The sequence below is a fragment of the Metabacillus sp. 84 genome, from assembly GCF_050107715.1.
In the GTDB taxonomy this organism is placed as follows: Bacteria; Bacillota; Bacilli; order Bacillales; family Bacillaceae; genus Metabacillus_B.
The window spans coordinates 646,054-659,819 of record NZ_JBNILN010000001.1 but is presented as its reverse complement, the minus strand read 5'-3'; the positions used below and the strand labels follow the sequence as shown (position 1 = coordinate 659,819).

The following is a 13,766-nucleotide window of genomic DNA, read 5'->3' as shown; positions in this document are numbered from 1 at the left end:
GAAATGGCAGGAGAAAAAATTTTAATTGTTGATGATCAGTACGGAATCCGGATTCTTTTAAACGAAGTCTTTCAAAAAGAAGGCTATGATACGTACCAGGCGGCAAGCGGATTCCAAGCGCTTGAAATTCTGGAGCAAACCCCTCCGGACCTTGTTTTGCTTGATATGAAAATTCCTGGAATGGATGGAATTGAAATCCTGAAAAGAATGAAGCTTGTGGAACCGAATATCCGGGTGATCATCATGACAGCCTATGGAGAACTGGATATGATTCAGGAGGCGAAAGACCTTGGGGCGCTTACCCATTTTGCAAAACCATTCGACATTGATGAGATCCGCGCCGCAGTCAAAAAGCATCTTCCTATCCGCTCAAACGGATAAACTGTTAGAATTTTTCGACTTGTATTGAAAAGTTGCCGATTTTTCTTGTTATTGGTATGCTATTGTTTGAGAAAAGCTATGCATCCATTTCTTAGTTACATATACAGGAATTTTTCTGGTCAAGCTGGATTTGATAAGCTTTTCGGGTTTAGCAAAATCAGGCTATATAAGGAGGACTATTCGAGATGCCTTTAGTATCAATGACAGAAATGCTTCAAAAAGCCAAAAGCGAAGGCTACGCTGTTGGTCAATTTAACTTGAATAACCTTGAGTTCACTCAAGCGATTCTTCAAGCGGCAGAAGAAGAAAAATCACCGGTAATTCTAGGTGTATCTGAAGGTGCGGCACGCTACATGGGCGGCTTCAAAACCGTTGTTGCGCTTGTAAAAGCACTTATGGATGAATACAAAACAACTGTACCGGTCGCCATTCATCTTGATCACGGTTCAAGCTTTGAGTCTTGTGCAAAAGCAATCCACGCAGGTTTTACATCTGTTATGATCGATGCTTCCCACCACCCGTTCGAAGAGAACATCGCTACAACTTCAAAAGTAGTTGAGCTTGCCCACTTCCACGGCGTATCGGTAGAAGCTGAGCTTGGAACAGTTGGCGGACAGGAAGATGACGTAATCGCTGAAGGCGTAATCTACGCTGATCCAAAAGAGTGCCAGGAGCTTGTTGAGCGTACTGGAATTGATACGCTTGCTCCAGCTCTTGGTTCCGTTCACGGCCCTTACAAAGGCGAGCCTAACCTTGGCTTCAAAGAGATGGAAGAAATCGGCGCAGCTACCGGAGTTCCACTTGTGCTTCACGGCGGAACAGGGATCCCGACTCACGATATCCAAAAAGCGATCTCTTACGGAACAGCAAAAATCAACGTAAACACAGAGAACCAGATTTCATCTGCAAGAACGGTTCGTGAAGTTCTTGCTGCGAAGCCTGAAGAGTACGATCCACGTAAATATCTTGGACCTGCACGCGATGCGATTAAAGAAACGGTTCAAGGAAAAATGCGCGAATTCGGTTCTTCCAACAGAGCTTAATCCGCACAATTTGAAAACCGTCTTATGCAAGACGGTTTTCAAAGGTGATGAAAGTAAGCGATAACAAGATTCAGTTTTCAGATTTTTATAAGGGAGCGGGGAAAAAATGAAATTTTTCATTGATACAGCAAACCTTGAAGAAATCAAAGAAGCCGAAAGCATGGGCATCCTTGCGGGCGTCACCACAAACCCGAGTTTAGTAGCCAAAGAGAATATCTCCTTTCATGATCGACTAAGAGAAATTACGGACATAGTTAAAGGGTCGGTAAGTGCAGAAGTCATTTCTTTAAAAGCCGAAGAAATGATTGAAGAAGGCAAAGAATTAGCTAAAATCGCTCCAAATATTACGGTAAAGGTTCCGATGACAACGGATGGCTTAAAAGCGGTCAAAGAGTTTTCGGAGCTCGGCATTAAAACAAATGTAACGCTTATTTTCAGCGCGAACCAGGCGCTTCTCGCTGCCCGTGCAGGAGCCACTTACGTTTCACCATTCCTTGGAAGACTGGATGATATCGGTCAGAACGGCATGGATTTAATTGCCTCTATTTCTGAGATTTTTGACCTTCACGGATTGGACGCAGAAATTATCGCCGCCTCCATCCGCCACCCGATGCATGTGACAGAAGCAGCCTTGAACGGGGCGCACATTGCAACGCTTCCGCTTAAGGTCATCCATCAGCTGTTTAAGCATCCGCTGACAGATCAGGGAATTGAAAAATTCCTCGCTGACTGGAACAGCCGTTCATAGAATAATAGGAACGTGAATAGACAGAGATAAATGGCAAGCTTTCAGCTTGCCATTTAAGCGTCTGTGGAGAATGAAAAAGCTGTGTGTTTGCTGCCCTCTATTTGAGCTTCAATGGGATTTATTTTACAATGGAGTCAGGCTTATTTCAGCCTTGCGAATATCACGCATGTTAATTTTCATATACAGCGTATGTTCTGTCGGTTTTATGGAGAATTTGTTGAAAAGAGCAGCGTTACATGTCAGCTTCCGAGGAAGGAGACCACCATGGAAAAGTTAAATATTGCAGGCGGCGATCTGCTAAAGGGATCTGTTACAATCAGCGGCGCGAAGAACAGCGCTGTGGCACTGATTCCTGCTGCAATCCTTGCAGAATCACCCGTCATTATTGAAGGTTTACCCGATATATCAGACGTGCATATTTTAAAGGATTTGCTTGAGGAAGTCGGAGGAAAAGTCGATTTTCATAACGGTGAAATGCATGTCCAGCCGGAAAATATGATTTCAATGCCTTTGCCGAACGGGAAGGTAAAAAAATTAAGAGCTTCCTACTACTTGATGGGAGCGATGCTTGGCCGCTTCAAAAAAGCGGTCATCGGCCTTCCGGGAGGGTGCCATCTTGGACCGCGTCCGATTGACCAGCACATAAAGGGATTTGAGGCTCTGGGCGCACAGGTGACCAATGAGCAGGGTGCGATTTACCTGCGTGCAGAAGAGCTGAGGGGAGCCCGTATTTATTTAGATGTAGTCAGTGTAGGAGCGACCATTAATATTATGCTAGCTGCTGTTTTGGCTAAAGGAAGAACCATTATTGAAAATGCGGCAAAAGAACCTGAAATCGTTGATGTGGCCACCCTGCTTACCAGTATGGGCGCCAGAATCAAAGGAGCAGGAACAGATGTCATCCGGATCGACGGAGTCGAAAACCTCCATGGGTGCCGCCACACGATTATTCCCGACCGGATTGAAGCCGGTACGTATATGATCATCGGTGCGGCTGCCGGGAAGGAAATGCTTGTGGATAATGTGATTCCGCTTCATATGGAATCTCTCATTGCCAAACTCAGGGAAACAGGCGTTCATATCGAAACGAGCAATGATCAGATCTGGATAGTCGGCGGACAGAAGGAATTAAAGCCGGTTGACGTAAAAACACTCGTCTACCCTGGCTTCCCGACCGACCTCCAGCAGCCGTTCACTTCGTTTTTAACGAAGGCGAATGGGACAAGCGTCGTCACTGATACCATCTACTCAGCCCGCTTTAAGCACATTGATGAACTCCGGCGCATGGGAGCCTCCATCAAAGTGGAAGGCCGCTCGGCCATAGTAGCCGGCAAAAGCCAGCTGCAGGGTGCGAAGGTGAAAGCAAGCGATCTTCGGGCAGGGGCTGCACTTGTAACTGCAGGCCTCATGGCTGACGGAGTGACGGAAGTGACAGGTCTTGAGCATATAGACCGGGGCTACAGCCAGCTTGAAGAAAAGCTGACAAATATGGGAGCGTCTATCTGGCGGGAAAAATTAACCGACCAAGAAATCGAACAAATTCAAAATTCATAATTGAGGTTCAATGTTTATCCCGCTTTTCTTTATGAAAAGCGGGTCATACATAGTAAAGGTACAGCAAAGGGGAGGAACCAAAGATGGAAAGAAGTTTGTCGATGGAACTAGTACGCGTAACGGAAGCTGCAGCACTAGCATCTGCCCGCTGGATGGGCCGCGGGAAAAAAGATGAGGCAGACGATGCTGCCACATCTGCCATGAGGGATGTCTTTGACACAATTCCAATGAAAGGCACGGTTGTCATCGGGGAAGGGGAAATGGATGAGGCCCCGATGCTTTACATTGGCGAAAAGCTTGGAAACGGGTACGGTCCAAGAGTAGACGTTGCGGTTGACCCGCTCGAAGGGACGAACATTCTCGCTCAGGGAGGCTGGAATGCTCTGGCTGTAATCGCGGTAGCGGACCACGGCAATATGCTCAATGCACCGGACATGTATATGGACAAGATTGCAGTAGGGCCTGACGCGGTAGGATGCATTGATATCAATGCACCGATCATCGACAACCTCCGCGCGGTAGCGAAGGCAAAAAACAAAGAGATTGAAGACGTTGTAGCTACGATTTTGAGCCGTGAGCGCCATCAGGGCATCATCAATGAACTGCGCGAGGCTGGCGTCCGCATTAAGCTGATCAATGACGGGGATGTAGCGGGTGCGATCAATACAGCCTTTGACCATACAGGTGTAGACATTCTTTTCGGTTCCGGGGGAGCCCCTGAAGGAGTGCTTGCAGCCGCAGCGCTAAAATGCCTGGGCGGAGAAATTCAGGGCAAGCTGCTTCCGCAAAATGACCAGGAATTGAACCGCTGTCTGAAAATGGGTCTTGATGTAAGCAAAGTCCTTTTAATGGAAGACCTGGTAAAAGGGGATGACGCCATTTTTGCTGCGACCGGCGTTACGGACGGAGAACTGCTGAAAGGCGTTCAGTTCAAAGCAGCAAGCGGAACGACTCAATCCGTTGTTATGAGGGCTAAATCAGGCACAGTCCGTTTTGTTGACGGTCAGCACAGCCTGAAAAAGAAGCCAAATCTTGTAATCAGGTAAGAACAAAAGCAGCCGGAGCAGCTCATGCTCCGGCCGCTCTTTTATTTCAAATGTTTTACGTCTATGAAAACGTATTGATTAATCGGATGAAATAAGGTAAAACTAAAGAGTGCTGCAATCACAATTACACTGCTTCAACTACTTCAAAGCTTTTCCTTCTTTTCCTTCTCTATCCTGAAATCCAATTTTCAATGTCCATCGTACATATAGGGCGGAAAGAAACCGGTATGTCTATTTTATATGGTAAAAGTGTGGTGTTTACATGAGTAAGGTTTCCATCTCTTCATTAGAAAATATGAAGCTGAAAGAATTGTACGAGCATGCTCGTCATTTCAAAATTTCTTACTACAGCAAGCTGACAAAAAAAGAACTCATCTTTGCGATTTTAAAAGCAGATGCAGAACAAGAAGACCTTCTATTCATGGAAGGCGTTCTTGAAATCATTCAGTCTGAGGGCTTTGGCTTCCTTAGACCGATTAACTATTCTCCAAGCTCAGAGGATATTTATATTTCCGCTTCCCAAATCAGACGCTTTGATTTGAGAAATGGCGATAAAGTTTCCGGCAAGGTTCGTCCTCCAAAGGAAAACGAGCGCTATTACGGTCTTCTTCATGTCGATGCCGTAAATGGCGACGACCCGGAATCAGCGAAGGAACGGGTGCATTTCCCTGCACTTACCCCTCTGTATCCTGACCGTCAGATCATTCTCGAGACCGAGCCGCACATGCTGTCCACAAGGATTATGGACTTAATTGCACCAGTGGGCTTCGGCCAGCGCGGTCTCATCGTTGCCCCTCCGAAAGCAGGAAAAACGATGCTCCTTAAAGAGATTGCCAACAGCATTACAACGAATAACCCGGAAGCAGAACTGATTGTTCTCCTTATTGATGAGCGTCCAGAGGAAGTAACCGATATCGAACGTTCTGTTGCAGGCGATGTCGTCAGCTCGACCTTTGATGAGGTTCCGGAAAACCACATCAAGGTAGCGGAACTCGTCCTCGACCGTGCCATGAGGCTTGTTGAGCACAAAAAGGATGTCATCATTCTGATGGACAGCATTACACGTCTGGCACGTGCTTATAACCTTGTCATCCCTCCAAGCGGACGTACACTTTCCGGAGGGATTGATCCGGCTGCATTCCATCGTCCGAAACGCTTCTTCGGGGCTGCACGGAACATTGAAGAGGGCGGAAGCTTAACAATTCTTGCAACTGCCCTGGTCGATACGGGCTCCCGCATGGATGATGTCATTTACGAGGAATTCAAAGGAACAGGAAATATGGAGCTTCACCTTGACCGCTCCCTTGCGGAAAAGCGAATCTTCCCTGCGATTGATATCCGCCGTTCCGGAACAAGGAAAGAAGAGCTACTTGTTCAGAAGGACCATCTCGAAAAACTATGGGCGATCCGCAAGTCAATGACAGACTCGCCGGATTTTGTCGAAAAATTCCTTCGCAAACTAAAGCAGTCAAAAGGCAATGAAGAGTTTTTTGAAATGCTGACAGCAGAAATGAAGCCGGGCACAGCAGGCTCAAGAAGGTCTTAGAAAAAATCAGCGGGGATTTCCTTTATGATTCCAATTTTGTTTCTTGCAATCATGAGGAACCCCTGTTATAATTTTTTCATATGCCGTTCAGATAGATGATTTCACTCAAATGAATTCCATCTTATGAACAAGATAACTCTGGATTCGGTAAGAATGCAGGGCAGAAGGAGATGAAAAGAATGAAAGCTGGAATCCATCCTAACTACAAAAAAGTTATGGTTAAATGTTCTTGCGGTAACGAATTTGAAACAGGTTCTGTCAAAGAAGATGTACGCATCGAGACTTGCTCCGAGTGCCATCCATTCTACACTGGACGTCAAAAATTCGCTGAAGCCGGCGGACGTGTTGACCGTTTCAATAAAAAATACGGAATCAAGTAATTTTGGAATAGATCGAAACAAAAACAGGCAAGTCTTCACACTTGCCTGTTTTTTTCACGAAAAAAGACGTTTTACATAGGGACTATTGGCATGTAAAACGGTCTTGCAGCTTAGAATAACAAAGGAAAAGCACCGGAGAAAAAGGCTGTGCCGCGTTTTGGCAGCCTAGCAGCCAAATGAAGGGAGAGGCCGTTTGCATGTATGTGATGAAATTCAGCGGCTGGCTCGAAATCATATGCGGAAGCATGTTTTCGGGAAAATCAGAAGAACTGATCCGCAGAGTGCGGCGCGCACAATATGCGAAACAAAACGTTCTCGTTTTTAAGCCATCGATTGATAACCGATACAGTGAGAAAGAAGTCGTATCCCATAATGGAACCACCATTATTTGTTCCCCTGTCCCTTCTTCAGCTGACGTTCTGAACATGGTCGACGAAGACACGGACGTGGTGGCCATTGATGAGATTCAGTTTTTTGACGCCGGCATAATGGAAGTCGTAACAACCCTTGCAGACAGGGGCCACCGTGTAATCGCAGCAGGACTTGATCAGGATTTCCGCGGAGAGCCATTCGGCATCATGCCGGACCTGATGGCCGTTGCGGAGACCGTTACGAAGCTCCAGGCCGTCTGTTCCGTCTGCGGATCGCCCGCGAGCCGGACACAGCGTCTCATTGACGGCAAACCAGCCGCCTACCAGGACCCCATCATTCTTGTCGGAGCAAGCGAATCCTACGAACCGCGCTGTCGCCACCATCACGAGGTGCCGGGCAAGCCGGCTTTTAAAAAAGAAGAAAGTGAAGCTTCGCATAATTAAGCGAAGCCTTCCTTACCAAAGCAAAAAATGCACAGATCATGATCTGTGCATTTTTTTTGCGCTCTGGTAAGGATTTAGTTTAGTTTTTGAATGCGTACTCCCCCGTGTTGCCTCCGACCCCCGCTATGCTAAAGCGATAAAACCTCTAAAGATATGCTAGGGCGTACAGCGGATGCAATGGCCTCCGACCCCCGCTCTGCTAAAGCGTTAAACCTCCGGCCCCGCTCTCTTAACCCCTTACTGCGCAAAGGTTTAGCCGGCCTCTTCTCCGTCCCCATTCGGGCGGAAAAAAGGGGACGGAGGCAGCCTCCGTCCCCAATTATGTCAACTGAACATGCTCTGTCCCCCTGGGCTCAAAAGCGTTGTGGGAGTAAGGGTAAACAGTTCCTGTCTCCGTCCCCCGATCCTTTACCGAAACGGGGGACGGAGGTAATACCGCCTTCACAACTGAAGAAACCCCTTTTCATGCCTGTTAAGCCGCCAAGGTCATTTATACAGCTTTATCCAAAATGTGGTACGATTAAATTGAAACACTTACATAGGAGGAGAAGCCGTGATTGTCCAAAATAACCAGGAAGTCTACAGTGTAATTGAGCAGCTGGAAACACAGAATGCCACATTTAAGATTGTGGAGTTTAATGACCTGAATGGAAGCACCTATCTGACCTCTCCCACAGATATGTACTACGCGAAGAAGCTTGGCATGGGGCTTCGCCAGATCGCCATCGAACTGAGAAACGGCAGCATTACGACAGAAGCCGGCGCCCTCCACTACATGCTCGGCAGCATCGAAATGGACAACTCTCTTGGCGGGGCAAAAGGCATGATGAAAAAATTCGCAAGCAATGTCCTGACAAACGAATCAGGGGTTAAACCAAAATACAAGGGCTCAGGTGACATTTTCCTCGAACCGAGCTTCGGCCATTTTCTGATGCTTGAAATCGACAGCGATTCCATCATCGTCGACAGAGGCATGTTCTATTGCTGTGAATCGACGGTGGAGGTGGGCATTGAGTCCATGAAGAACCTCTCATCGGCAGCAAGAGGAGGAGAAGGCCTATTTCAGACGAAGCTGACCGGCTCAGGAATTATTGTATTAAGCAGCCCGGTGCCAGCAAACGCTGTCGTAAAAGTGGACTTGAATAACGACACCCTTAAAGTAGACGGGAACTTTGCCATCTTAAGAACGGGCGGCATCCAATTTACCGTGGAACGCTCCGCCAAAGGCATCATCGGTTCAGCCACAAGCGGGGAAGGATACTTGCAGACCTTCCGCGGCACCGGCCAGGTATGGCTTTCGCCAACCACCTCAAGAGGACCGCTGCTGGGATAATAGCGGGGAAAGGCGCCTGACCCCAACTTCGCTAAAGCACTAAAGCTCCGGCACCGTCTCGCCAATCGCTTGCCCCGCAGTGGGTTTGAGACGCGGGTCTCTGTCCCCGCTTGCGGTGAAGCATGTGGGGTCAGGCCCTGTGCCATATCGCGGCACAGGCCAGGTATGGCTCTCGCCAACCACCTCAAGAGGACCGCTGCTGGAATAATAGCGGGGAAAGGCGCCTGACCCCAACTCCGCTAAAGCACTAAAGCTCCGGCACCGTCTCGCCAATCGCTTGCCCCGCAGTGGGTTTGAGACGCAGGTCTCTGTCCCCGCTTGCGGTGAAGCATGTCGGGTCAGGCCCTGTGCCTGACCCCAACTCTGCTAAAGCACTAAAGCTCCGGCACCGTCTCGCCAATCGCTTGCCCCGCAGCGGGTTTGAGACGCGGGTCTCTGTCCCTCACTGCGGTGAAGCAGCAGGGGACTGGCACCTTGGCCAGTCCCCGCTTTCCCCCTGCTATACTAAAGCTCAGGCACCAACACCAAACTCCATCCGTCAAACACCAAAATCCCCGCCAAACCCCAACCCTACAAACTAAAGATCGACTTCAGCAGCCCTTTGCGTTTATTCAGCTTTTGATTTTCGAACATGAGGACGGGCTCCAGATTGGCTTCGGGAAGCTGGGCAAAGAGGATATCAATCGTTTGCTCGAGTTTATGGATCTTTTTATTCAGTTCCTCCATCTCTCTGCGGTGCTGGAGAAGCTGGTAGGAAACGACGGCATCTGCTTTATGGTTTAATTTTTGCTCCATCAGGTTCAGGCGGTCTTCAAGCTCGGCAGCCCGGGGGCCGGCACTGTTTGAAACGGGGACTGCTTCGGCTTCGGGAGGGGCAGCGTGCGGTGCGGTTTCTGCTTTAATATCCTGAAGGAGGACACCGCTGTGAAGCTGTTCCTTTACGCCTTTCAATGTATTTAGATCCTCTTCCCGGAAATGATAGTGTCCAAGCTCGTTGCGCTCCATTGGCAGCTCCAGCTGTTTTACCCAGCGCTGTACAGTTTTCGTAGAAACCCCAAGCTCTTTAGCAACGGCGGCAGTGTTCATCAGACATTCCCCCTATCTATTGATAAGAAGGAATTCGCTTCTTTTCCCCTTTCTCCTTTCCGGTAGACAAAAGAAGAACCTGTTCGGCAAAGGTAGTGGGAATGCGGGAATGATTGTCGAATTAGCTTTCGTAAAGCTCGAGTGGCAAGTCATCCGGATCTTTGAAGAAGGTGAATCGTTTTCCGGTGAGCTCATCCATCCGGACCGGTTCACATTCAACCCCGTACCCGGCAAGTTTTCTTACTGCTTCGTCCAGGTTGTCTGTGGAGAAGGCGAGGTGCCTCAAGCCCTGTGCTTCAGGCTGAGTCGGGCGGGGAGGCGGATCTGGAAAAGAGAACAGTTCAATTTGCCCGCTGCTGCCTACGCTGAGATCGAGTTTGTAAGAATTTCTCTCTTCCCGGAAGGTTTCCTGGATGACCCGGCAGCCGAGAATATCAATATAAAAAGCTTTGGAACGTTCATAGTTAGAGCAAATAATGGCGATATGATGGATATTGGTCAGCATACGAATCTCCTTTTATTCTTTTTTGCGGACTTGGCGCTGGAAATATAGAAAGACTGGATATGGAATGACAATCCATCCAAGACTTTTTATGATGCCGTTTAACGCATGGCTCCGGGCCCGCTGTTTTTCGTTCTCTTCAGCTTCTTCGTATTGCTTGCGGATTTCCGCCTCGGATCGCGTGTTTTGCGGATCTTCCTGCTTCATGGTTTTAAAGTCGCTGAAGCTTTGGTAATAGGAGGGAGGGGAAACATAGTCTGCTGCGGACATAAAGACCCCGACTGAGCCTCCAATTGACATCATCAGTGTCGCGAACAGCACAAGATAAATGTAAAGACTTTTAAATGACATGTCCAGCTCCCCTTTATGATCATTTTTCCGGCAATAAGAACCGCCGTTATAAAAGCGGTGATGAAATGAGCAGCGATGAGTAAAATGGCTGCAGCAATCCTGTCATCAGCCGCGTTCCCTTGTTTTCTCTCTATACTTTACCATATGAAATTGCTTTTGATTGTTTGCCCTTCCTGTACTATAATTAGAATGTTATGGATAAAATGAGACTTCCAGCTATGGGGGTTCATTTCGTCTCCCTGCAGCTGAACGCATCGCCACGCTATAAAGAGGCGGTTTTACGGTTCATCCAGTGCGGGGGTTAAAATTAGACCGGCTGAATGTATTAGCTAGGAAACTCCAGAGGTGAAGAACGTGTTAGATCGTTTGCAAGCGGTTGAAGAACGTTATGAAAAATTAAATCAGCTCCTGATGGATCCTGATATTATCAGTGACACCAAAAAGCTGAGAGAATATTCAAAAGAACAGTCTGATCTGTCTGATACAGTGGAAGCATACAGAGAATACAAAGCGGTAAGAGAGCAAATAGCGGATGCGAAAGCGATGCTTGATGAAAAGCTTGATGCAGATATGCGCGAAATGGTTAAAGAAGAGCTGTCCGAGCTTCAGGAACAGGAAACGGCGCTCAATGACAAATTGAAGCTCCTGCTCGTTCCGAAGGATCCGAATGATGATAAGAACGTAATCATGGAGATTCGGGGTGCAGCCGGCGGGGATGAAGCGGCTCTGTTCGCAGGAGACTTATACCGGATGTACAGCCGTTTTGCGGAGGCTCAGGGCTGGAAAACGGAAGTAATGGAAGCGAACTCAACAGGGGTAGGCGGCTATAAAGAAATTATCTTTATGCTCACCGGTAAGGGCGCTTATTCCAAAATGAAGTTTGAAAACGGTGCACACCGTGTACAGCGGGTGCCTGAAACAGAATCCGGCGGGCGGATCCATACATCAACCGCTACGGTTGCGTGCCTGCCTGAAGCAGAGGAAGTCGAAGTGGAGATCCATGAAAAGGATATTCGTGTCGACACGTTTGCTTCAAGCGGACCAGGAGGGCAAAGTGTCAATACAACCATGTCAGCGGTTCGTTTGACTCACCTTCCGACGATGACCGTTGTAAGCTGCCAGGATGAAAAATCCCAGATTAAAAACAAAGAAAAGGCGATGAAGGTACTGCGTGCCCGCGTCTATGATAAATTCCAGCGTGAAGCCCAGGCTGAGTACGATCAAAACCGAAAGCTTGCCGTAGGCTCCGGGGACCGTTCTGAACGGATCCGCACCTATAATTTTCCTCAAAACCGTGTCACAGACCACCGCATCGGTCTGACCATTCAAAAGCTTGACCAAATCCTTGAAGGAAAGCTTGATGAAGTCATCGAAGCTCTCATCGTTGAGGATCAGTCCAGCAGGCTGGAACAGGCGGATATTTGATGACAACTGTATTTGAAGCCCTTAAATGGGCTTCTCTTTTTTTAACGGATGCGGGCAGGGATGAAAATGCGGGGGAATGGCTGTTAAGGCACCACCTTCAGATGAACAGGTCCTCGCTGCTGGCTAATTTTCGCATGGAAGTCAGCGGAGATATACTGGAAGCCTTTCAATCGGATGTGAAAAAGCATTCAGAAGGTGTTCCGGTTCAGCACTTAACCGGATATGAAGAATTTTACGGACGAAAGTTCGAAGTAAATAAGGAAGTACTGATTCCAAGACCCGAAACAGAGGAATTGATTGAGGGCTTAAAAAAAAGAGTTCAATCCCATCTGCCGGAAGATAAGCCGCTGGCTGCGGCAGATATCGGAACCGGGTCAGGGGCCATTGCCATCACGCTCGCCCTGGAATTGAAAAATTTGACCGTGACCGGAACAGATATCGCTGAGCAATCACTGGAAGTGGCGGCCAGGAATGCCGCTGCAAACGGAGCAGATGTCCAGTTCCTTCATGGCGATCTGCTTGAGCCGCTTTTTGGCCAGACGTTTGATCTTATCGTTTCCAACCCTCCTTACATACCGGACGAAGACATTGTAAAGCTGTCAGAAGTGGTGAAGGATCATGAACCGGTAAGGGCGCTCGCAGGGGGAAAAGATGGGCTTGATTTCTACCGGAGGCTCTGCGCCGGCATGCCGGCCCTTATGAGCAAGCCGGGACTGGCTGCTTTTGAAATTGGTGCAGGCCAGGGGGAAGCAGTGGCGGATCTGCTGCGAAAAGCCTTTCCGGAAGCAAAAGTTGAAGTCGTTTGGGACATCAATGGCAAAGATCGGATGGTATTTGCGGAAATATAGAGGGGCCGGGGGAGGAGAAAGAAGATGGATCAGGAGCTTCTGAGAATTTTTGACGTCAAGGGCCGTCCGATTGGCACGGCGTCAAGGCAGGAAGTTCATAAGAAGGGGTTCTGGCATGAGACGTTCCACTGCTGGATTGCGGAGCGGTCTGAAGACGGAATCGATCTGTACTTTCAGCTTCGGAGCCCATTGAAAAAGGACTATCCTTCGCTTTACGACATTACCGCTGCCGGCCATCTGCTTGCCGGCGAGACAGCGGCGGATGGGATTAGAGAAGTGAAGGAAGAATTGGGCTTAAGCGTTTGTTTCCATGAATTGCATCCTCTCGGAGTGATTCCCTGGACCGGGGGAAGCGGGGAGATCATCGATAAAGAGCTCGCCCATGTCTATGTTTACTTGGCTGCAGCTCCTATCCGGGAATTTTCTCTGCAGAAGGAAGAAGTGGCGGGTGTGGTCAAAGCGAACCTGGCTGACTATGAAGAAATGATTCTCGGAGGCGGAAGCCGGGTGCGCGTCACCGGTTTTCGGGAAGACATCTCAGGGAAGAGAACGGCGTTTGAGGAATGGGCCGGCAAAGCTGCGTTCGTTCCCCATGCAGCGGGCTACTATAAAAAGCTTTTTAAGGAAATACGGTCACTCTCACAAGAATAGATTCATAGTTTTAGAAATTCCATGTTTAGGTTTTTTCTCTCCCGGCCATACTGTTGC

Annotated in this window: 15 protein-coding genes; 12 read left to right on the top strand and 3 right to left on the bottom strand. The window is 48.4% G+C overall.

The window, feature by feature from the left end; translation table 11 throughout:
• Window positions 1-3 precede the first annotated feature (3 nt).
• The 9 genes from ACQCV8_RS03295 to ACQCV8_RS03255 all read left to right on the top strand — a co-directional run bounded on the left by ACQCV8_RS03295 (window position 4) and on the right by ACQCV8_RS03255 (window position 8,846).
• The gene (locus tag ACQCV8_RS03295; RefSeq protein ID WP_426843111.1) at window positions 4-381 is read left to right on the top strand and encodes a response regulator; all 378 of its coding nucleotides are present in this window, start codon (window positions 4-6) and stop codon (window positions 379-381) included.
• Window positions 382-566: 185 nt separating this feature from the next.
• Window positions 567-1,424 carry a class II fructose-bisphosphate aldolase gene (locus tag ACQCV8_RS03290; RefSeq protein WP_426843110.1) on the top strand — a complete coding sequence of 286 codons (858 nt, stop codon included), beginning with the start codon at window positions 567-569 and terminating at the stop codon, window positions 1,422-1,424.
• A 106-nt stretch (window positions 1,425-1,530) separates the two neighbouring features.
• A complete protein-coding gene (gene fsa / locus ACQCV8_RS03285; protein WP_426843109.1) occupies window positions 1,531-2,172 on the top strand; it encodes a fructose-6-phosphate aldolase in 642 nt (213 codons plus the stop codon).
• Between the two features lie 264 nt (window positions 2,173-2,436).
• Complete coding sequence (locus tag ACQCV8_RS03280; protein WP_426843108.1) at window positions 2,437-3,726, top strand: UDP-N-acetylglucosamine 1-carboxyvinyltransferase; 1,290 nt, start codon at window positions 2,437-2,439, stop codon at window positions 3,724-3,726.
• An 83-nt stretch (window positions 3,727-3,809) separates the two neighbouring features.
• Window positions 3,810-4,772, top strand: coding sequence for a class II fructose-bisphosphatase (gene glpX, locus ACQCV8_RS03275; protein WP_426843107.1), 963 nt, complete (start codon window positions 3,810-3,812; stop codon window positions 4,770-4,772).
• A 262-nt stretch (window positions 4,773-5,034) separates the two neighbouring features.
• A complete protein-coding gene (rho, locus tag ACQCV8_RS03270; RefSeq protein ID WP_426843106.1) occupies window positions 5,035-6,318 on the top strand; it encodes a transcription termination factor Rho in 1,284 nt (427 codons plus the stop codon).
• 179 nt (window positions 6,319-6,497) lie between these two features.
• Window positions 6,498-6,698 carry a 50S ribosomal protein L31 gene (gene rpmE / locus ACQCV8_RS03265; RefSeq protein WP_426843105.1) on the top strand — a complete coding sequence of 67 codons (201 nt, stop codon included), beginning with the start codon at window positions 6,498-6,500 and terminating at the stop codon, window positions 6,696-6,698.
• 197 nt (window positions 6,699-6,895) lie between these two features.
• Window positions 6,896-7,513 (top strand): thymidine kinase, encoded by a 618-nt coding sequence (locus tag ACQCV8_RS03260; RefSeq protein ID WP_426843104.1) that lies wholly within the window; start codon window positions 6,896-6,898, stop codon window positions 7,511-7,513.
• Window positions 7,514-8,066: 553 nt separating this feature from the next.
• Window positions 8,067-8,846 carry an AIM24 family protein gene (locus ACQCV8_RS03255; RefSeq protein WP_426843103.1) on the top strand — a complete coding sequence of 260 codons (780 nt, stop codon included), beginning with the start codon at window positions 8,067-8,069 and terminating at the stop codon, window positions 8,844-8,846.
• Window positions 8,847-9,416: 570 nt separating this feature from the next.
• Here the strand turns inward: ACQCV8_RS03255 and ACQCV8_RS03250 are convergent.
• The 3 genes from ACQCV8_RS03250 to ACQCV8_RS03240 form a co-directional block, all read right to left on the bottom strand.
• On the bottom strand, window positions 9,417-9,932 hold the full coding sequence (locus ACQCV8_RS03250) for a MerR family transcriptional regulator (RefSeq protein ID WP_426843102.1): 516 nt from the start codon (window positions 9,930-9,932) through the stop codon (window positions 9,417-9,419).
• A gap of 121 nt (window positions 9,933-10,053) precedes the next feature.
• Window positions 10,054-10,437 (bottom strand): SMU1112c/YaeR family gloxylase I-like metalloprotein, encoded by a 384-nt coding sequence (gene gloA2 / locus ACQCV8_RS03245; RefSeq protein WP_426843101.1) that lies wholly within the window; start codon window positions 10,435-10,437, stop codon window positions 10,054-10,056.
• Between the two features lie 12 nt (window positions 10,438-10,449).
• Complete coding sequence (locus ACQCV8_RS03240; RefSeq protein WP_426843100.1) at window positions 10,450-10,785, bottom strand: hypothetical protein; 336 nt, start codon at window positions 10,783-10,785, stop codon at window positions 10,450-10,452.
• A 354-nt stretch (window positions 10,786-11,139) separates the two neighbouring features.
• Between ACQCV8_RS03240 and prfA the strand changes: the two genes are divergently transcribed.
• Genes prfA through ACQCV8_RS03225 form a run of 3 tightly spaced genes read left to right on the top strand, consistent with a single transcriptional unit; the run spans window position 11,140 to window position 13,709 of the window.
• Complete coding sequence (gene prfA / locus ACQCV8_RS03235; protein WP_426843365.1) at window positions 11,140-12,210, top strand: peptide chain release factor 1; 1,071 nt, start codon at window positions 11,140-11,142, stop codon at window positions 12,208-12,210.
• Complete coding sequence (gene prmC / locus ACQCV8_RS03230; RefSeq protein ID WP_426843099.1) at window positions 12,210-13,058, top strand: peptide chain release factor N(5)-glutamine methyltransferase; 849 nt, start codon at window positions 12,210-12,212, stop codon at window positions 13,056-13,058. The genes prfA and prmC overlap by 1 nt, the downstream gene beginning before the upstream one ends.
• Window positions 13,059-13,082: 24 nt before the next feature.
• Window positions 13,083-13,709 (top strand): NUDIX hydrolase, encoded by a 627-nt coding sequence (locus ACQCV8_RS03225; RefSeq protein ID WP_426843098.1) that lies wholly within the window; start codon window positions 13,083-13,085, stop codon window positions 13,707-13,709.
• The last annotated feature ends 57 nt before the right edge of the window (window positions 13,710-13,766 follow it).